This window comes from Microcoleus sp. T3_B1, from assembly GCF_036700445.1.
Classification (GTDB): domain Bacteria; phylum Cyanobacteriota; class Cyanobacteriia; order Cyanobacteriales; family Microcoleaceae; genus Microcoleus.
Window position 1 is genome coordinate 95638 of the sequence record NZ_JAUBOX010000001.1, and the last position, 19334, is coordinate 114971.

General features: G+C 45.9%; 18 protein-coding genes. 10 read left to right on the forward strand and 8 right to left on the reverse strand.

The genetic code is table 11. The annotated features are described in order from the left end of the window. Positions 1-294 precede the first annotated feature (294 nt). The 4 genes from QT990_RS00435 to QT990_RS00450 all read right to left on the reverse strand — a co-directional run bounded on the left by QT990_RS00435 (position 295) and on the right by QT990_RS00450 (position 2695). Positions 295-882 carry an aminodeoxychorismate/anthranilate synthase component II gene (locus tag QT990_RS00435; protein ID WP_333054712.1) on the reverse strand — a complete coding sequence of 196 codons (588 nt, stop codon included), beginning with the start codon at positions 880-882 and terminating at the stop codon, positions 295-297. Between the two features lie 177 nt (positions 883-1059). Beyond that, the gene (locus tag QT990_RS00440) at positions 1060-1572 is read right to left on the reverse strand and encodes a diacylglycerol kinase family protein (protein ID WP_333138392.1); all 513 of its coding nucleotides are present in this window, start codon (positions 1570-1572) and stop codon (positions 1060-1062) included. 161 nt (positions 1573-1733) lie between these two features. Then, on the reverse strand, positions 1734-2270 hold the full coding sequence (gene ybeY, locus QT990_RS00445; RefSeq protein WP_333138390.1) for an rRNA maturation RNase YbeY: 537 nt from the start codon (positions 2268-2270) through the stop codon (positions 1734-1736). Positions 2271-2476: 206 nt separating this feature from the next. Next, on the reverse strand, positions 2477-2695 hold the full coding sequence (locus QT990_RS00450) for a DUF3285 domain-containing protein (RefSeq protein ID WP_333106650.1): 219 nt from the start codon (positions 2693-2695) through the stop codon (positions 2477-2479). 434 nt (positions 2696-3129) lie between these two features. Here QT990_RS00450 and QT990_RS00455 point away from each other — a divergent pair, with 434 nt between their 5' ends. Together QT990_RS00455 and QT990_RS00460 are read left to right on the forward strand one after the other, a co-directional pair. Beyond that, positions 3130-3948, forward strand: coding sequence for a hypothetical protein (locus QT990_RS00455; RefSeq protein WP_333138388.1), 819 nt, complete (start codon positions 3130-3132; stop codon positions 3946-3948). A 315-nt stretch (positions 3949-4263) separates the two neighbouring features. Continuing rightward, positions 4264-5199: a DUF1350 family protein gene (locus QT990_RS00460; protein WP_333138387.1), complete on the forward strand. Its 936-nt coding sequence runs from the start codon at positions 4264-4266 to the stop codon at positions 5197-5199. On the opposite strand, the gene QT990_RS00465 is transcribed toward QT990_RS00460, so the two are convergent. From QT990_RS00465 to QT990_RS00480, 4 genes are all read right to left on the reverse strand, one after another. Continuing rightward, positions 5196-6008: a DUF4058 family protein gene (locus tag QT990_RS00465; RefSeq protein WP_333464772.1), complete on the reverse strand. Its 813-nt coding sequence runs from the start codon at positions 6006-6008 to the stop codon at positions 5196-5198. The two genes, QT990_RS00460 and QT990_RS00465, sit on opposite strands and share 4 nt — an antisense overlap. A gap of 32 nt (positions 6009-6040) precedes the next feature. After that, entirely contained in the window at positions 6041-6832 is a 792-nt protein-coding gene (locus QT990_RS00470) for a DUF4058 family protein (protein ID WP_333464773.1), read from the reverse strand. A gap of 109 nt (positions 6833-6941) precedes the next feature. Further along, positions 6942-8771, reverse strand: a complete 1830-nt coding sequence (gene thrS, locus QT990_RS00475; protein WP_333464774.1) for a threonine--tRNA ligase — start codon at positions 8769-8771, stop codon at positions 6942-6944. Continuing rightward, entirely contained in the window at positions 8764-8913 is a 150-nt protein-coding gene (locus tag QT990_RS00480; RefSeq protein ID WP_333464775.1) for a hypothetical protein, read from the reverse strand. The genes thrS and QT990_RS00480 overlap by 8 nt, the downstream gene beginning before the upstream one ends. A 409-nt stretch (positions 8914-9322) precedes the next feature. Between QT990_RS00480 and QT990_RS00485 the strand changes: the two genes are divergently transcribed. From QT990_RS00485 to QT990_RS00520, 8 genes are all read left to right on the forward strand, one after another. After that, a complete protein-coding gene (locus tag QT990_RS00485; RefSeq protein ID WP_333138376.1) occupies positions 9323-9652 on the forward strand; it encodes a DUF2605 domain-containing protein in 330 nt (109 codons plus the stop codon). Positions 9653-10258: 606 nt separating this feature from the next. After that, positions 10259-10570, forward strand: a complete 312-nt coding sequence (locus QT990_RS00490; RefSeq protein ID WP_333106625.1) for a DUF2973 domain-containing protein — start codon at positions 10259-10261, stop codon at positions 10568-10570. Between the two features lie 642 nt (positions 10571-11212). After that, entirely contained in the window at positions 11213-12487 is a 1275-nt protein-coding gene (locus QT990_RS00495) for a transposase (protein WP_333464776.1), read from the forward strand. 52 nt (positions 12488-12539) lie between these two features. Further along, a complete protein-coding gene (locus tag QT990_RS00500) occupies positions 12540-14528 on the forward strand; it encodes a DICT sensory domain-containing protein (protein ID WP_333138370.1) in 1989 nt (662 codons plus the stop codon). An 880-nt stretch (positions 14529-15408) separates the two neighbouring features. Continuing rightward, the gene (locus QT990_RS00505) at positions 15409-15909 is read left to right on the forward strand and encodes a peptidoglycan-binding protein (protein WP_333138365.1); all 501 of its coding nucleotides are present in this window, start codon (positions 15409-15411) and stop codon (positions 15907-15909) included. Positions 15910-16208: 299 nt separating this feature from the next. Further along, positions 16209-16634: a photosystem I reaction center subunit II PsaD gene (locus QT990_RS00510; RefSeq protein WP_333106609.1), complete on the forward strand. Its 426-nt coding sequence runs from the start codon at positions 16209-16211 to the stop codon at positions 16632-16634. A 162-nt stretch (positions 16635-16796) separates the two neighbouring features. Then, positions 16797-17657 carry a GNAT family N-acetyltransferase gene (locus tag QT990_RS00515; protein WP_333138363.1) on the forward strand — a complete coding sequence of 287 codons (861 nt, stop codon included), beginning with the start codon at positions 16797-16799 and terminating at the stop codon, positions 17655-17657. Positions 17658-17677: 20 nt separating this feature from the next. After that, the gene (locus QT990_RS00520; RefSeq protein ID WP_333464777.1) at positions 17678-19291 is read left to right on the forward strand and encodes an anthranilate synthase component I family protein; all 1614 of its coding nucleotides are present in this window, start codon (positions 17678-17680) and stop codon (positions 19289-19291) included. Positions 19292-19334: the final 43 nt, after the last annotated feature.

A 19334-nucleotide genomic window follows, 5' to 3' on the forward strand; every position in this document is an offset into this window, starting at 1 on the left:
CAGTGGCGTTGATTCCCTGAGTTCCTGACCTTGTGGTTGCAGTTGTCGGGTGTTGGTCGTTTGTTGTTATACCACAAAACACCGTCAGTCGATTTTAGATTTTAGATTTTAGATTTTAGATTTACTGGCAGCATTGAATCTGGAATCTCGAACAGGAGTGTAAAATTTGGGGTTCACCACGACAGGAGTGGGGGGCTTGTATCCTTTTTGGGGCGGTTCAGGTGCGAAAATGTGTACCCTACTCTCACCGTAAGGTGCTATAAGAGCGAACCCTACAAATTCAGAGAAATTCAACTAAAGTCTTTCTAAGAAATTTCGCAATAATTGCTTCCCCGAAGTCGTCAAAATACTTTCCGGGTGAAACTGCACACCTTCAATATGCGGATATTCCCGGTGCCGCACCCCCATAATAGTTCCGTCTTCAACCCAAGCCGTAATTTCCAAAACTTCTGGACAACTCTGCTTTTCAATTACCAAACTGTGATAGCGAGTTGCAATCATCGGCGATTCGACGCCCTGAAAAACTCCGACTCCTGCGTGTTCTACCTGAGAAGTTTTGCCGTGCATCAACACGGGTGCAGAAACAATTTTGCCGCCGAATACTTGACCGATACTTTGATGTCCGAGGCACACGCCTAAAATTGGTAGAGTCGGCCCCAATTCTTTGATTAATTCCAGAGAAATTCCCGCATCTTCCGGCCGCCCCGGCCCTGGAGAAATCACCACTGCCGCAGGCTGTAATTGGCGAATTTCTGCTAAGGAAATTTGGTCGTTGCGGTAGACTTGCACTTCGCTTGCTACCGGCAACTGGGCACCGAGTTCTCCTAGATACTGTACCAAATTGTATGTAAAACTGTCGTAGTTATCGATTACTATAATCACGGGTTAAGTTGGATTTTAGGTTTGAGATTTTAGATTTTAGATTGACTCGCTGCCTGAAAGCAAGGGTTTTAAGATTTTAGATAGATGCCCAAGATAAAAATAGTTGCAATATAGACGAATAAAACTAAAAACCTCCCATTGGTCATCTAAAACCTAAAATTTGCTGAGGCCAATAATTTACTGACGGGCGATCGCAATTTGAACGACTGCCCACAAGGGAGGAAGCAGAAGTGCACTACCGACGATCGTAGCAGCCATTGCCGATACCAGAACCGCTCCCGCACCGCAGTCTTTGGCAATTTTGGCTAGTTCGTGGTAAGATTGCCCGACTGTCAAGTCTACCACCGATTCGATCGCCGTATTCAACAGTTCCATTGCTAAAACTATGCCAATGGTGACGCCGATCACAGATATTTCTACAGGTTTCAGTTGCAAAAATAGGCCGAGTCCGATCGCCAAAGTGCCAATAACAGTGTGAATCCGAAAATTGCGCTGAGTTTCAAAAGCATAACTCAGACCACCCCAAGCGTATCTAAAACTCGTAGCTAAGCTAGATGCGATTTTCCAGGACAGATCTCGGTTGTATTTCAAGGCTTTTTTAGACTCGTGGACTGTCTGGCTAGAAGAGTCTTGAGGCATGGGCAGAAACTGTGCGATTTGTGATGAAAGTGAGGGTCTATCTAGTGTCATAAAGAACCAACTTTAATTTACAGAGATGAATGAAGGCTAAACTTTTCAAATTAACTACATCAAGTCTAGGTAACTTTTCTAAGTTTTTACTAAAGTTTTGGTTTAATTTCAGAAAGTTATGTTGGGCTTGACATGATTTGTTAAATCACCATCCACTTCAGTTATGCTGTTTGGATCGTAAGACCGATCGCCCGCAGCAATGTTTCCTGTCGATCGAGCATTTGAGTCAGACTTTCTTCATCCGGGTGATCCCAGCCCAAAAGATGCAGAAAACCGTGGGCTGCCAGCCAAGCTAGTTCGGTTTTCAGGGGATGTCCTTGCTGCTGGGCTTGTCGGTTAGCTGTATCGATCGAGATGACGATATCACCCAAGTATAGGGGTTCAGATGACTGCATTTCCTCTAGCTGAGGACAGTCTACCTCTAAAGCTGCGAAAGCTAGTACATCGGTCGGTCGATCTTGCTGGCGGTACTGGAGGTTGAGGGCTTGCATCTCCCTATCGGCGGTTAAACGCAGACTGACTTCGTAGCCCGGGGCCACTGGCACATCCGCCGCCTGGTTTTCCAGCCAAACGCTAAACCAATTTTCCCAGGTTTCGGCCAAAATCTCCCCGCTGGCTGCACTCTCAGGGAGGTTGGAAGCGTCGGCTGACTGCTGGGCGAGCCCGTAACAGTCTTCGACGTTCACCTCGATTAACATTTTTTTGCTCTCCTGTCAAGGGATATATTAAATTTTTTTACAAATTCCAATTGCGCGATCGAACGGCAGGGGATTTTGCTGTTGCTGGCAACATACAGTAATCTGTTAGAGATTGCAACAGGCAGGCAGAACAATCAGCTTAACTCCCGATTAAGAAATATGAAAAACATCAGCAGAAATTAGAGGCTGATTGTTAGAATCCCCGATTAAGAATTGAAATATCGATCGAGAAAAGCCAAACCGACGAGTACGCCTAAAAGTCCGATCGCTGTCAAGGCAAAATGAAACAGAGAAGTCGCCCGCTTGCGAACCATGTTCCGCATCGCCAGCTTGACATAACTCGGTGGAGGTGCAGTGTTTGTCGGTGCTGTCGGGGTTTCGGCGGACTCTTCTGAGGCGGGAATTGCTGAGGGAGGTTGACTCATAACGGTTAGTTTAGAAGGTTAAGAGAGGGACTGTTGAGGACAGGCTCGTCCCGATGTTAACAAATATGTAACGTTTTGTGTAGGATTTTTTAGCTTTTCGATCGCCCCGGGCCCATTAAAGGGGGATTATACCAACAGATTAATGTGCGATCGCCCTGATAATCAATTCGATATTTTCTTTTCATCTTCAGAGACACAAGGATAAATTTAATTCCCGATCCGTGTTCCTGTGCGCTTTAACAAAAATTTTTAAATTGTCAAGTCGCACAATCAAGCGACACTCATTTGAGTTAACTCAAATGAGTGTCACCAGAAAAAGCGACTGTTAACCAACCGCGACGGGCAGTTATTCATAGATATAGCCACGGAAAAACAGAAACAAAATTTTCCGGCTAAATAACCCAAGCTAAAAGTTAAATTACTCGGACACAAACATGGAAGTTTCCACCTTTGAAATCCTCGCTGCACCGATCGCACCTGTGATGGGCATCCCTCCACAACTCATCCCAGTGGCTCGTCGAATCGTTCAGGGATACTTTCTCACCATCTCCAATCTCGAAGCGATCGACTTGCGATATCGGATTGAGTTTACCATCAGCTTACCCGTGCCGGCAAATCCTAATAAAATCTTGCTCAACAACGCTTTCTTAGTTGTTGACGTTGAAGGCACTAACATAGAGGTACCTCTGACTCAGCAGCCAGGAAAACCGAAGGTATATCGCGCATTTTTTACAATACCCGCTCACAAAACTGCATCTGTTCAATTGTTGCCCATTCTGCCAAAAACTCTGACTCCAGGTTTGTTGGAAGTGCGCGGCTATGTCTCGCTATTTGTGCCAGCGCGCTCCATCTTTCCAAAGCCTCAACCCCAAAGCAAGAAACCAGTCAAGGTGTTATTGAATCCCGAAATTCGCGGTACTTTCTTGCCAAACGATTTCCCATCCGAAAATCCAACTTTACCCGACTTCGATCAAATTAATTACACATTAGCGATCGCCAGTGGAAAAGGCTTGAACGAGATTACGCCTGAACCAGGTAAACCAATTATCATCGATTTACCAATTGTTGGCCCAATTTTGGAAGAGTTACGCAACGGTAATTTGGACTTGGCTACTTTGGAAGCAGACAATTCAGAAAAAGCTCAAATGCTCGTGCAACTGCTGGCCCAACTCGATGCCAATGATGTCAATTTGAAAGAGCTAAATACAGTGATGGATAAATTCGATATTCCTGTCAGAATGTCTCGCGGCTAGAACTGTTAAATGGTAAGTAAGCTGTTGGGCATCTAAATTGTATTTTTTGGGCGGGCGAGACGCCCACCCCACAAGACTTTTCTTAAATTTGACTCTACAATTTAAATGCACTTCAGCTTAACTGTAGGGTGGGCAATGCCCACCTTACGTTTAATTACAGCGGTTCTCAAAAAAGTGAGGTATGCCCACGGAGGCCTATGCCCACGGAGGCCTATGCCCTATGCCCTATGCCCTATGCCCATGAGTACCTCATCTTTCTGAGAAAGGCTATACGTTTAATTACCCCCACTTATACACTCAGTGAGCTTTATTCAAATGTCGAACTCATTTAAATTTCAGCCTGTTTCTTTTAGTTGGGTGGCTGTTCATCCGCAGCCCAAAGGTGTTGTTCAATTTATTGGTGGAACTTTTTTTGGTAGTTTGCCAACTTTGTTTTATCGATATTTTTTACAACAGTTGTTTGAAGAAGGTTATACCGTAGTTGCTTTGCCGTTTAGATTTACTTTTCGTCACTGGCCGATCGCTATTGGGTTATTAAAAGAACAGGAGATTCTGAGAACAGAACTGACCGAGATTGCTCAAAGATTAGGCTATGAAAGCGAAATTTATCAAGAACCATCAAGTTATTTTTGGGTGGGTCACAGTCTGGGATGCAAGTACATTGCTCTTTTAGAATTTTTAAGCGACGATCGGTATCCAAACATTGTGGAGAAATTCTGCGATCGCCCTGACTACGAACGGATTCAAAGGTTAATCGAAAATCTGGGCATCGACAGACCTTCAATTAAAGGCCAGCCGTCCTTATTAATTGCTCCTGATATCAGCAATACAGAGAGCGCTATTCCAGTGCGATCGCTAGCAAAACTGTTAGACAAATTCCGCTTAGGAGTGCTACCAACCAGAGAACAAACTCAATGCTTTATTGCTAATAGTTCTCTGTTTAATTTAACAGCAATAATTTCTTTCGATCGAGATGATATTGCTGGTTCTACCAATGATATCAAAAAAAGTCCAGAACAACAAAAAAACAGCGATGTACTTTGGCTCATACAACAGCTAAGTAATAGAAAATTGCCTTTATTGAGCCAGGAAATAGAAGGCAAACATTTAGAGCCGATTGGCGTCCAAATCGGTTACTATATTGTTGACCTCAATCCTTGGGATAAATTCATCAAACCCCTGAAAAGGCGCTTTCTTGAATATTGGTCTGTTCATTTTTTGGATGCTTTGAAAAAGCGGTTAAGCGCTTAACTATCGGTTGTTATTTGCGATCGCCCTTTCAATCCTCTCTCCTCCAACAGAGAATCGGCCCAAACAGCATCAGTTTCGGACAGCGCAGGGACTAACTCAGCCGTATAATCGAGGGTAATGTCATAGGCGGCGCGATCGTAAACCCCATTTAATAACGCTTGTAAATCTACAATTGGTTCCGCATCACCCGCGCGCAAAGGCAGGGGAAACGGAGGAATCATATCTGGTAAATTGAAAAGGTACAAATCCGCCAAAGGCCTTTGATTTCCGCGACTCACTAAAATTCGATAACTTGCCTCAATATCGTTACCAAAAACTGGTAGAGGTTGGTAACTTCGCAGCAAGTCAATTTCAACCATATGAGTGCGACTACCAAACACCTTTTCTCGCTTTGCTTCATACATTTCTCGCCCTTTGCCAGGGCGCTTATTGGCGGGTGACAGCACTTCAATCACTGTCACAACTTCCCTAGTTGCTGTATCTCGTACCTCTAAATATGCTTCCCTAAATTCCACAGGTACTGGCAGTCTTACTTTCAAAGCTGTCACAGGCGGTGCGGCAACTGCAACATTAGAAGAAGTAGGGTTGGTTGGACTAGGAGAACGCTGCACAGTGACATCAGGAATCCCCACTAATAGGGAATTGTCCCCGCTAAGCTCATAAACTCTTTTTTCAATATCGACGATATATTTGGGCAGCAACTGCGGCACTAATGATTCAAAAATGCTACTAATTAGCAAGTGATGTACTTGAGGCCATAATTCAGGACTTTCTAAATAAGGATTCATCCCTGGAAATGGATTAGTCATTGATTTAACTCCTGTTAATTTACCTACTTCTATTATCCCCTTAACCCTCTGTCCCGCAACAGAGAATCGGCCCAAACAGCATCCGTTTCTGACAGCGGGTGCACTGCATCGGCTGTGTAATCAATTTCAAAATCATAACCGGCGCGATCGTATACTTGATTAATCAGCGCCTGTAAATCCAGAACCGGCTCTACATCTTCGGGACGCAAAGGCAAGGGAAATGCAGGAATTGTATCGGGAAGGTTAAATAAGTATAAATCTGCGATCGGGCGTTGATTGCTGCGGCTGACTAAAACGCGGCAGTCGCTTTTATGGGAATGTCCGAAAACTGGCAAAGGTTCCCCACCCCGCAACAAGTCTATTTCGACTAAATGGGTACTGCTATCAAATATTTTATTTCGCTTATTGTCATACTTTTCTCGACCTTCCCCCCGGCGTTTATTTGCAGGCGAAAGCACTTCAAGAACCGTGACAACTTCCTTGGTTGTCATATCGATTACTTCTAAATATCCTTCCCTAAATTCTTCCGACACTGGGATTCTCACTTTTAAAGGCTGCACAGTTCGGGAAGCGACGGCGACAGCATTAGATGCGATCGCACTTGCGGGAAGGCGTTTCTGTTGGATAGAGACATCAGGAATCGCTACTAATAGAGAATTTTGACCTTTGATTTCGTAAATTCGCTTTTCAATAGCGACGCGGTATTTCGGGCGCAATTGCGGAGTTAACGACTCCTTAATCACACTAATCAGTAAATGATGGACTTCTGGCCAAAAATCAGGATGTTCTAAATAAGGATTCATCCCCGGAAATGGATTAGGCATGAGCGTACTTCCCCTTTACCACTACTATTTTAGCAGCTCAATTAAAAAAACGCAGACAATATCAACATATCATCTGCGTTAATCCGCGTGCATCTGCGATTAAAATGACCTAAAAATTGCCATAACTACTAATAGCCGCCTGCAACCTCCCAATCACTTCATCAACCGAAATCGCCCCCAACTCCCCAGAAGCACGAGTCCGAATATTCAAACTATTCGCCTCAACTTCCTTCGCACCCACAACACCCATCACCGGAATTTTATCCTTCTCAGCATTGCGAATCAACTTGCCCAAACGCTCGCTATCCTCATCAGCTTCAGCGCGAATATTTAGCGCCTTCATCTTCGCCGCCACTTCCTTCGCAAACGGCAAAAACTCTGCGCTGACAGGCAACAACCGCACCTGAATCGGCGCCAACCACAGCGGAAAATCGCCCGCATACTGCTCGATCAAAATCCCGATCAAACGTTCCAAAGAACCGAAAGGAGCGCGGTGAATCATCACCGGACGCTTGCGAGTGCCGTCTTCAGCGACATATTCCAAATCAAAACGTTCTGGCAAATTATAATCTACCTGAACAGTTCCTAATTGCCATTCTCTATCCAAGACATCTTGGAAAATAAAATCGAGTTTCGGCCCGTAAAAAGCCGCCTCCCCAATTCCCTCAAAATAATTCATTCCCAAAGTTTCCACCGCGCGGCGGATTGCACCTTGAGCCTTTTCCCAAGCTTCATCGGAACCGATGTATTTCTCTAAATTGTTTGGATCGCGGAAACTCAAACGCGCCTTAAAGTTTTTCAGTTGGAGACTCTTGAAGACTGACAGAATCAAATCCACCACATTCAAGAATTCAGCATCCAACTGTTCCGGCGTAACAAATAAGTGGGAGTCATCCACCGTAAAGCCGCGCACCCGCGTTAAACCGCCCAATTCTCCCGATTGTTCGTAGCGGTAAACTGTGCCGAATTCCGCCAACCGCATCGGCAATTCGCGATAGGAACGCAATTCGCTTTTGTAAATTTGAATGTGAAAAGGGCAATTCATGGGTTTCATCACAAAACCCTGTTCGTTTGCTGCCGCTTCCTCATCCTCCGCCATCAGCGGAAACATATCTTCTTTGTATTTCTGCCAGTGTCCAGAAATTTTGAACAAATCGACTCTGGCAATGTGCGGAGTCACTACTTGCAAATAGCCGCGCTTGATTTGTTCTTGTTTCAAGTAATCTTCTAAAATACTTCTCAAAACAGTGCCTTTCGGCGTCCACAAAGGCAAACCCGGCCCAACTGGATCGGCAAAGATAAACAAGCCTAATTCTTTGCCTAATTTGCGGTGATCGCGCCTTAATGCTTCTTCTTTGCGGTGTTTGTATGCTGCTAATTGTTCGGGAGTTTCCCAAGCAGTGCCGTAAATGCGCTGTAACTGAGCTTTGGTTTCATCGCCGCGCCAGTACGCGCCTGCTAGGCTTTCTAGCTCGATCGCCTTTGGATTCAACTCACTGGTATTTTCTAAGTGAGGCCCGGCGCACAAATCCCACCATTCCTCGCCCACATGGTAAAGAGTAATTGGTTCGATCAAACCTTCTAAAATTTCTAATTTGTAAGGTTCGTTAATCTCCTTAATTCTGCGTTCGGCTTCCTCGCGGCTGACTTCTTCCCGAATTACAGGCAATTTACGGTTGATGATTTTGATCATCTCTTTTTTAATGGCTTTTAAATCCTGTTCCGTAAAAGGTTCGGGAGTGTCAAAGTCATAATAGAAACCGTTTTCAATCCAAGGGCCAATGGTCACTTGCGCCTTGGGAAATAACTTCTGCACCGCCATCGCCATAACGTGGGAGGTGGTGTGGCGAATTTTTTTTAGTGCCTCCGACTCACTCGTGCGGGGCAACTCAATCTTAACGGACTCTTCTGGAGGGGACATGGATTCTGAGCTAGACATCGGCTGAATTAGCAATTAATTTAGTGGCAGTTGCTTCTATATTACTCAGATTGGGACAGCAAGCGACGACTTCAGGTTGGGGGACACCCTGGGAAATTAGGTCATTCTGGGCATGGGGCATTGGGCATTGGGCATTGGGCATAGTTTTTTTCTTTCTTCTTCCTTTCATCCGTTACATCTCACATCTTGCACCATTGTCAAGAACAGGCTTTCCGGCCTGTTCCACAAAGAGTGAATTTTCTTGTGGAACAGGCATCTTGCCTGTTCCTAAAAAGCTTATTGAGAATGGTGCAACATCTCAGTTACATCCGTTACATCCGAAGAAAGCGAATCCCTTGCCGAACTTCCTTCTGCTATGAGCTATTGCTAGCGAGTCTGAGCCGATATTGCACAATTTGGGGATTTCGACTCAAAAATCGCTGCTGACACCATTAAATTTATTCACACCCACCTACTAATTGTTGTGAAACCCTTGAATTTTTGTTAAAATTATGTTACAATTTGTAAAGACCGTCTAAGACTATAATAGATAAATAACCCAATTTTGATCCATGCTTAATTCCAACTTGCCAGAGCCAGAATTGCTCAAAGCGTTACTGGAACCGCTCTTAGAGGATTTCACTTACTGGTTCGACCGATCGGCAAAACTCTTAGAAAGTGAGGAAATTCCCTTTCTGGGCGACGAAGATCAATCGGACTTGCTGGCGCGAGTCAAACAGGCTCAGCAAGAAGTAGGCGCGGCTAAAGCTCTATTTCAAGCAACCGGAGGTCAAGTTGGGATTGAAACAGCAGCACTGATGCCGTGGCACAGACTGCTCGCCGAATGCTGGCAAGTATCGGCGCGCTTTCGCTCATTGCAGTCAGCTCCCCCTGGAAAATAAGGAAGCGAGTTCAAGTTCAACTTGCAGTCAAATCCGCAATCTTGGGAAATGTGGCGGCTGACTTGACAACCTCAAACAGATTTCCAGTTAATAAGTTATCAGAAAATTGGGTTTAAAACCCCGTCCTTTTAGGAAGGCTTTATTTCCAAAAAGTTCTAAAAGTTTCCCAAATAGTACCCTATACTACAAAGAGATACAGGTAGAATAACCGCGAGCATCGAATGGATAACCAACCCCAAAATGACTGGCTAGGAAACAATAATGTCTCGTGGGTGGCGAAAACCACAAAAACATAGCTAGGGTAGCCATCGCGCACCCATACCAGAAAACTCAAAATCTTAGTAGTTAGATGTACCGTAGGGCATACGGGAACAAAGGGAATGAGCCCTTAACGCTTGGGGAGACAAGCCCTCTGGGACTATTCAAATTAGGCTCGAAGCTTCGTTCAATTGGACGGGTTTTTGGTTTAAATATTGCCGAAGGGATGAATAGTTTAAAGGTATGTCAGTGAACCAAGAATCCCCGCGTTTACGGCCGGGAGTGTCAATACTTGCTGAAACACTTTTGTAAATTGCTGTGTGGCTGTTTAGCCCGGAGGAGAAGATAATGTTGCACCTGCTTTATATTTTAGCTTTTACCGTTCTTGCCTTTCTGGCAGTCGGTAACTTAATCCGCAGTCTAGTCACCGTTGGTATGGAATCCCAGCGCCCTCAACAGTTCAGGGCAAATAATCCCTACGCATCCTATCCTCGCTCTCAATCTGTACCACATCCAGAACTTTTAGACGAACACGGAAATGTTGTCAATGAGCCGCTGTTAGTGATGCGTTCGCTGACTGTCCAAGACGCCCGCGAACAATTAGATGCTCTCTACAAATCATCTCCGGGCGGCAGCGACGAAGGGGGCGAACTAGCCTGATACAACCACAGCCGCAGCATTTATACTCAGGCGCGATGGGGAGCATCTCATATTTGTAAAAATACTTCTTCTGGCTCCTTCCTTCTTGTGGCTCCTTCCTTCTTCCTCTTTCCTTCTGCCTCCTGCCTCCTGCCTCCTGCCTCAAAACTCCAATTTCTAGCTTGGCCGCAAAGGTGAGATGCTCCCGCGCGATGCCTCAAAAAAATATAGGACTTACACGCTAGGTGTCCGAAGCCCGGTTTATTCATAGATGGTGGGTAAAAACCGGGTTTCTTGGGATCAGTCGTCAAAATAATTGGTCGTTAGTTTTTAACGAATGGCTAATTATTTGCGCTTTTTTAAAGTTTAATTACCGATTAACCAGATCGATCGCCAAAAAGCGATAATTATGGCACTGATATCCAATAGAGCGAGGATAGTTTGACACTCAAGTACAGGGAAACTAGGAATCTTGGCGGGCACGGCGGAGCGAATTGGGGCGAACACCGGGATACTCCTGGAGAGCGAAACCGATTTCTTTGTACTTTACTTACCGAGAAAATGGGTTTAAAGCCCTGCCCTTCTAGGGCGGCTTTTTTCTTATCAATCGTGTTGTCCCTTTGTAACAGTATGGTACAATACTGAGACAAGGAGGTACTACAAGTGTTTTCTCTAACCTACGAGTTTAAGCTCAAACCTACCGTCAGCCAAGTTTCACTGTTTGAAGACTGGCTAGAACAGTGTCGGCGGGTGTATAACTACGCACTTGCTGAACGGAAGGCTTGGTATAAGTCTCGTAGTTGCCTGGTTAATGCTTGTTCCCTACATTCCGAGTACATTATTCCTGCTGATGCTAAGCGTCCTACTTATGCTTCTCAGTGCAAAAGTTTAACAGCAGCAAAAGAAAAAATCCCCGCTTTGAGGGTAGTTCAATCGCAAGTTCTACAACAAACACTTAAACGGTTAGAACAAGCTTTTGTTTCAATGTGGGAGAGAAACTTTGGCTTTCCTCGGTACAAGAAGCCTGGTCGCTGTAAATCTTTTGTTTTTCCACAACTGGGGAAATCGCCTTTGAAAAACGGCATGATTAACCTACCTAAAATAGGTTGGGTTAAGTTCCGACAATCAAGGGAGATACCTGGTGATGCCTTGGTGAAACAAGCTCGAATTGTTAAACGAGCTAGCGGTTGGTACGTGATGCTTAGTTTGCAATGGGGTGTATCTGTACCTCAAGCAACACCATCAGGAGAAGCAGTAGGAATCGACGTAGGATTAATCAGTTTTCTCGCTACATCATCTGGGCTAACACTACCAAGACCGAGGTTTTTTGTAGACCTTCAACGCAAGCTTAAATTGCTGCAACAAAGAGTCAACAGAAAGAAACTTGGGTCAAATAATTGGCGTAAAGCTCAAACGAAAGTGGCAAAACTCCATGAACATATAAGCAACACCCGCAAGAACTTTCATTGGCGTACTGCTCACTTGCTTTGCAATGAGGCAGGAATGATATTTGTTGAAGACTTAAATTGCAAAGCTCTAGCTGCGGGAATGTTAGCCAAGCACTGCCTAGATGCGGCTTGGGGACAATTCTTCAATATTCTGAAACAGTGTTGTTTTAAGCGTGGAGTCTTTTTCAGGGAAGTTGACTCTAGAAAAACAAGTCAAATTTGCCCTAACTGTGGAGTGGAGACAGGTAAAAAAGATTTGTCAGAACGTATCCACAAATGTAATAGCTGCGGGTATACAACTGATAGAGATGTTGCCTCCGCCCAAGTAGTTCTACGACGAGGACTTGCAGCGGTAGGACATACCGTCAAGATGCTTCCCGGAGGGCAAAGTCGTTGGACTCCCTACGAGTTAAGAATCTTCGCGCTTATAGGGCGGAGAGTGTCAACAAGTGCTGTAAATCTATCAGATACTGAAGAAGGAGCGCTCTAAAGCTCCTATCGCTCCTGTTTTGTCATCGGCAAAAATGCACGTTTAAAGCTAGATGATCGTCCCTATTTCGCTACTGGCAGAACTTCTGCAAGCTTTGCCCCAACTGCGGGCACAAATTTATTTCAAATCTTCCATGACAGCCCTGTCTCACGCTATGGAAGACTTAGTTTTGGCGGGTTCCGACGACGAACCCCTAGTCATTGCAAGCTTTCAGCGAGAGCGCTTCTACCGCCAGGAAGCTCACCGTTACCGGCGAATTGCCTCACGATCCTCTCAGGTATATGTGCTGGCAGCACCGGAAACTGAGTTTAAAAATTCTTCGGAGTGTCACGAAACTGTGGCGTTTGCACCGGAGGACGGATTAAGTAAAGAGTGGCACTTAGTGGTACTGGGGGAACACTACTCAACTTGCCTGATTTGTCAAGAAAAAATTGTGCCGATCGACAACCAGGACGATCGCGGGCCACTGGTGATGGATCAAGCTCGCAGATTTGAAGGAATTTGGACGTTCGATCGCGAGGTCAGCTCCAAAGCGGCCGCATTGTTGCTCGATAGAATTGTCAATTATCGCCCGGAATTGGCGGAAAAGATCGATCGAGCGCGAACTACTTACAAGCTCAAAACACCGAAAAAAACGAGGAAATCCGCCACTGCCAAAGCCGCCAAACCCGACAAAAGTACGGCAAAAAGCTCAAAAATTCCCCATCCAAAATTGAGCGATGCTTTTACCGAACGCTTAGTCACCTACTTGCAAGCAGGCCAGCACAAACTGCTCAAAGCATACGCCGCCATCGCCGCCCAGGAACGCAAAGAACGCCTGGTAAACTTAATTACAACGGCAATGCGGCAGTCTCTCAACCCACAAGAAATCGTCGAAGTTGCAGTTCAAGAACTGGGAACTGTCCTGTCAGCAAGCCGATGTTTGATTTATCGGTGCAAGACCGCAGATGTGGCGGTCAAAATCGATCGCGAGTTTTTGGCTCCCGGCGCTAGTTCCATGCTGGATCAGACTTGGCTGTTGCAGGAAAATCAAATATGGATTGAGGCGGTGGCGCGGCAAGAGCGAGTTTACATCCAAGACACATCACAACACCCCCTAATTGTCAATACAAAATTCCTGGAAAAAATTGTAAAAAATTGGCAAATTGTCTCTTGGTTAATGGTGCCAGTGCTTTATCATGGGCGGGTTTTGGGAATGGTGGAAATGCACCAGTGCCGATCGACTTTGGCTTGGGAAGAAGACGAAATTGCTTTAGTAGAGGCGATCGCCACCCAACTCGGAGCAGCATTAATTCAAGCAGAAACCTACGCTCATTTAGAAGAACTAAACCAACAATTAGAAGCATTAGACCGCACTCGCAGCAATCTAATTGCCATCACCGGACACGAACTTCGCACTCCACTTTCTACGATTCAAGTGTGTTTGGAAAGTTTGAACTCGGAACCAGATATGCCTGCAGAATTGCGGCAAATCATGTTAGAAACTGCCCTCGGCGATGCCGATCGAATGCGGAAACTCGTGCAGGATTTCTTAACTCTTTCTCACTTAGAAAGCGGGCGAGTCCAATGGAATGTAGAATCGCTGACGCTGCAAGAATGCGTGGATTTAGCCCTCAGCAGCGTGCGCTCGCGCACGGTCGATCGACAGTTACCGGAAATTATCGCCGAAGTGTCCGCAGAATTGCCTTTAGTGCAAGCTGACGGAGAGTGGTTGGTGGAGGTGCTCTCCAAACTGCTAGACAACGCTTGCAAATTCACCACACCTCAAGGAAGCGTGACCATAAGAGCCAAAAGCAACGGTTCTCGGATGGTGGAAGTGCTGGTAGCCGATACGGGGAGGGGAATAGAGGCGAACAGTTTAAAAGTAGTGTTCGATCGATTTTATCAAGAAGAAGGAGCTTTGCGCCGCAGCACCGGCGGTACCGGTTTGGGATTGGCAATTTGCAAACAGATTGTTGCCGGCTGGGGCGGTAAAATTTGGGTAGATTCCGCAGGAAAAGACCGAGGAAGTGAATTTCACTTTACTATTCCCACTGTTTAGACTCAATTGATACAGCGTATTCCAGGTTTATGAAGTACACACTCCTAACCGGGTTTCTTTACAGTTATCGCATCATTACTGATTCTGTTGCTCGAAACCCGGTCGATCGCGATCTACATTTACCTGGGGAATCTACTGTAAAAAACCGGGTTTGTGGGCGTCTGAGCGCGCAAGTATCGATCGAGTTATATCAAATCCGGCTGCGCTGGCATGATATCAAATCGGCTGCTAACAAATTTGATATGAGGGGCTATTTACGCCGGACTTGATATCAAATACTAATCTACAGTCGTCTTGAGACGACTTGAGCTATGAGGATCTTGTTTCAACCCCTGTCGGACTTAACGACTAATATTAATGCCGATTGCATCGGAATGATTTAACCACAGAGAACGCAGAGCTCGCAGAGAAAGAGAAGAGAGAGATGAATAATTCCGATGTAAACGGAAAGGATATCACCCTCAATCCTCACCCTGTGAGATCGGCCTTAAAGGTGATGTGGCGGGAGCGGTGTTCAGCTTTAAAATAGAAAGTATCAAAGCAGATTCAGGATGCGCTTACCGTCTTAAACCCGGTTTGGCGACAGAATACCTAGGGACGCTGCCGAAAATTAATAGCAGTTTAAAATAAGAATCCAACTGTAGGTAAGCTGCAAACCCCGATCGTAATCAGTCCTGCCGAATCTAAAATCTAAAATCTAAAATCTAAATTGGTATAAGTCTGCCCTGCACAAGCCGTGACATGGTAAAAGTCGATCGAATCTGTTGAGGCACTGCCGAGGCCAGTGTTGATTCGTGGAAAGTTGAAAATGCAAATGTTTGGCCCGGAAAAAGTTTTTTTCCAGAAGAATACTCAAACCTAGAGGTTAGCAAAATCGATTATGTCACCTACAACCCAGATGAAATCTACTCAACCTATGGCCAAACAGCCACAACTACAATTAGGTTCTCAAGGTAAAGCGGTATTGGAACTCGAACAACTGCTAACCAAGTTGCACCTTTACCGGCAGCCTGCTAAAGGAATTTTTAACAAAGCCGTTGAATTTTCTGTGAAGCTGTTTCAGTTTCGGGTTTTCTTGTCGCCCGACGGCATTGTCGGGCCACTGACTTGGCAGGCGCTTTATACTGGAGCTCCAGTTAATATGCCGGTACTCAGATTGGGCAGTTCTGGGCAAGCAGTCGCTACTGTTCAGGAAGTTCTCAAAATTTCCCAGCATTATGGCGGTAAAGTTGACGGCGACTTGTCTACTTTGACGGACAAAGCTGTTCGCGCATTTCAAAAAAGCTTTGGGATTGAGGCTGACGGGATTGTCAATCAGGAAACTTGGACTGCTTTGAGCCAAATTCCGCGCGGCTATGACCCTAATTCGTTCTTGACTTAGGGTTGACGCGGTAAATTGTGCGATCGTGTGTGGGGGTAATTTGGGGGAATGTGCGATTATTCAGGTGCCCCACAAGCACCAGAATAATTGCTGTTTTTTTTTGATTATTTTTTCGGAATTCGTGCTGCCTAATTTTGTTTTCTAACTTGGGTGGAAATTACCAATTATGAATTATTAATTACTAATTATCAGTTATCAGAAAAGATCGATCGCCAAAAAACTGTTAATTTTCCTTACAATTTCGAGAACAGCGTGCAGTCTCGATGATACGATGCCGTAAAAATCCTTTGGATATATCTATGGCCGAACAACTTACTGGACAACCCCCAATCTTCGGCGGCAGCACAGGCGGCTTGCTGACCAAGGCGCTAGTTGAAGAGAAGTACGCTATCACTTGGACTAGCCCCAAGGAGCAGGTGTTTGAAATGCCTACGGGTGGCGCTGCGATTATGCGTCAAGGCGACAACTTGCTGCATCTGCCCCGGAAGGAGCAGTGCATCGCTTTGGGCGGCCAGCAACTGCGGGCTAAATTCAAAATCACGAACTACAAAATTTACCGCGTGTTTCCAGACGGTACTACTGAGTACCTGCATCCCAAGGATGGCGTGTTCCCTGAGAAGGTGAACGAAGGTCGTCCCTACAACGGTAAGATTGACCGCAATATTGGCAGCAATCCAAATCCGGCTACGCTCAAGTTCACAGGTAAGAAGACTTTCGATCCTTAGACGATGAGTGCATGGCTGAGCAAAACATAGGTAATATTCCCTGTAAGGCTCAGCTTGTAAACTTGTTTTTGCAGTAGTATTCTGGCGCGGGAGGCTAAGCCCGCAGCGCCAAAATACTACTGCAAACTTCTAATCTTATTAAAAGTTAATGTTAAATTAAAAATGAATCTCGCAATCAGGCGAGCGCAGCCTTCTGATATCGATGTTTGCGCTCGCATTAATTATGAAGCTTTTAAATGTATTTCCGATCGCCATCAATTCCCTACAGATTTTCCGACGCTGGAGTTTTCAACTGAAATTATTGGTCTTCGGATCGAAAGTCCGTTGTTTTTTGGCATAGTAGCCGAGAGTTCCGGTGCGGTTGTCGGCTGCGGGTTTATGGACGAACGCAACCCGATTCGCGGTATCGGGCCCGTCAGTGTCGATCGAACTTTTCAAGGTCGCGGCACGGGACGGGAAATCCTGAAAGCTTTGCTGGAACGGGGACAGGACGCTGTGGGCATCCGTTTGGTTCAGGAATCTTTTAATATGGCCTCGCTGTCGCTGTACGCTTCTTTGGGTTTTGAGGTGAAGGAACCTTTCGTGTTAATGGCAGGGAAGTTTCGCAGCCAGCCTCCGCATGGGTTTGAGGTGCGCCCGATGGCTAGTGAGGATGTTGGTGAATGTGCTGCTTTGTGCGAAAAACTGTGCGGGTGCGATCGAACTTCGGAGATTGAAGACGCCCTGACTTTCTTTTCTCCTTGGGTTGCTTGCAAACAAGGTCGGATTGTGGCTTATACTTGTGCGGTGTCGGCTTTGAGCCACAGCGTCGCGGAAACTGAAGCCGATATGCAGGCTTTGCTCTTGGGGGCTGCTGCGTACAATTCCGAAGAATTGCTTTCTTTTCACTTGCCGCTGAGGTACCCAAGTTTGTTTCGCTGGTGCTTGGAAGAGGGGCTGCGCGCCCTCAAGCCGATGGCGGTGATGGCAGTTGGCGAGTATCGGTCGCCGGAGGGATGTTGGTTTCCGTCTTTTGTTTATTGATTGTATAGCGAAGTTAGTATATGATATTTCCCGATTTCTCACAATTTTCGGAACTGGCGAAACAAGGCAATTTTGTACCCGTGTATCAAGAATGGGTTGCTGATTTGGATACGCCGGTGTCTGCGTGGTATCGGGTTTGTGCGGGTCAACCTTACAGTTTTCTGCTGGAGTCTGTCGAAGGTGGGGAAAAACTTGGGCGTTATAGTTTCTTAGGGTGCGATCCGTTGTGGATTTTGGAGGCAAGGGGATCTCGCACAACTCAAGTTTACCGTGACGGTTCCGAAAAAGTATTTACGGGCGATCCGTTTGTAGCTTTAACTGAATGTTTGGAGTCTTATCAACCGGTGAAATTGCCGCAGTTGCCGCCGGGAATTGGCGGGCTATTCGGTTTTTGGGGTTACGAGTTAATTAAGTGGATAGAACCGCGAGTTCCCGTGCATCCAGCCAGCGAGAATGATTTGCCGGATGGATTGTGGATGCAGGTTGATAATTTGCTGATTTTCGACCAGGTGAAGCGGAAAATTTGGGTCGTCGCCTATGCGGATTTGCGCGAGGTTGGCGTTGATTTGGCCCAGGCTTATCAGCAAGCGTGCGATCGCGTTGGTAAGTTAGTTGAGAAGCTGCAATCGCCACTTTCCCGGCAATCTACTCTCATAGAATGGACACCTCCCAATAACGGGCAAGATGCCCGTTCCACAAGAGATAAGGACGGGCAAGATGCCCGTTCCACAAGAGATAAGGACGGGCAAGATGCCCGTTCCACAACCGGAAATACAGAATTGGCTTACACTAGCAATATTACCCGTGAAAAGTATTGTGCCAATGTTTTAAAGGCGAAGGATTATATCAAAGCAGGAGATATTTTTCAAGTAGTTATTTCGCAGCGACTAGAGGCTGAATACAGTGGCGATTCTTTTGCACTTTACCGTTCTTTGCGTCTGATTAATCCTTCTCCGTACATGGCTTATTTTCATTTCAGAGATTGGCAGATTATCGGTTCGAGTCCCGAAATTATGGTGAAGGCGGAAAACACTGCTGATGGCAAAAAGATAGCAACTTTGCGACCAATCGCCGGCACTCGCCGCCGGGGTAAAACTCCTCAAGAAGATGATGCTTTGGCTGCTGAATTGCTGCAAGATCCGAAGGAAATTGCGGAACACGTCATGTTAGTTGATTTGGGTAGGAACGATTTAGGAAGAGTTTGCCGAAACGGTACTGTAAAAGTTGACGAATTAATGGAAATTGAGCGTTATTCTCACGTCATGCACATTGTGAGCAATGTGGTGGGAGAGTTGGCCCAGGATAAGACAGCTTGGGATTTGTTGAAAGCTGGTTTTCCTGCGGGTACGGTTAGCGGTGCTCCGAAGATTCGGGCGATGGAGATTGTGCACGAGTTGGAAGGTTGTCGCCGGGGGCCCTATTCTGGGGTTTACGGGTATTATGATTTTGAGGGACAGTTGAATAGTGCGATCGCAATTCGGACTATGGTTGTTCGCTCTCAAGGAGGCGATAAACATTCGGTTTCTGTGCAAGCAGGTGCTGGTTTGGTAGCTGATTCTAACCCGGATATGGAGTACGAAGAAACGCTGAATAAAGCCAGGGGAATGTTGGAGGCAATTCGCTGTTTGAAGTAGCGAGGCGGAGCCTCTGGATCTCTGTTACCAGGCAGAGCCTGGT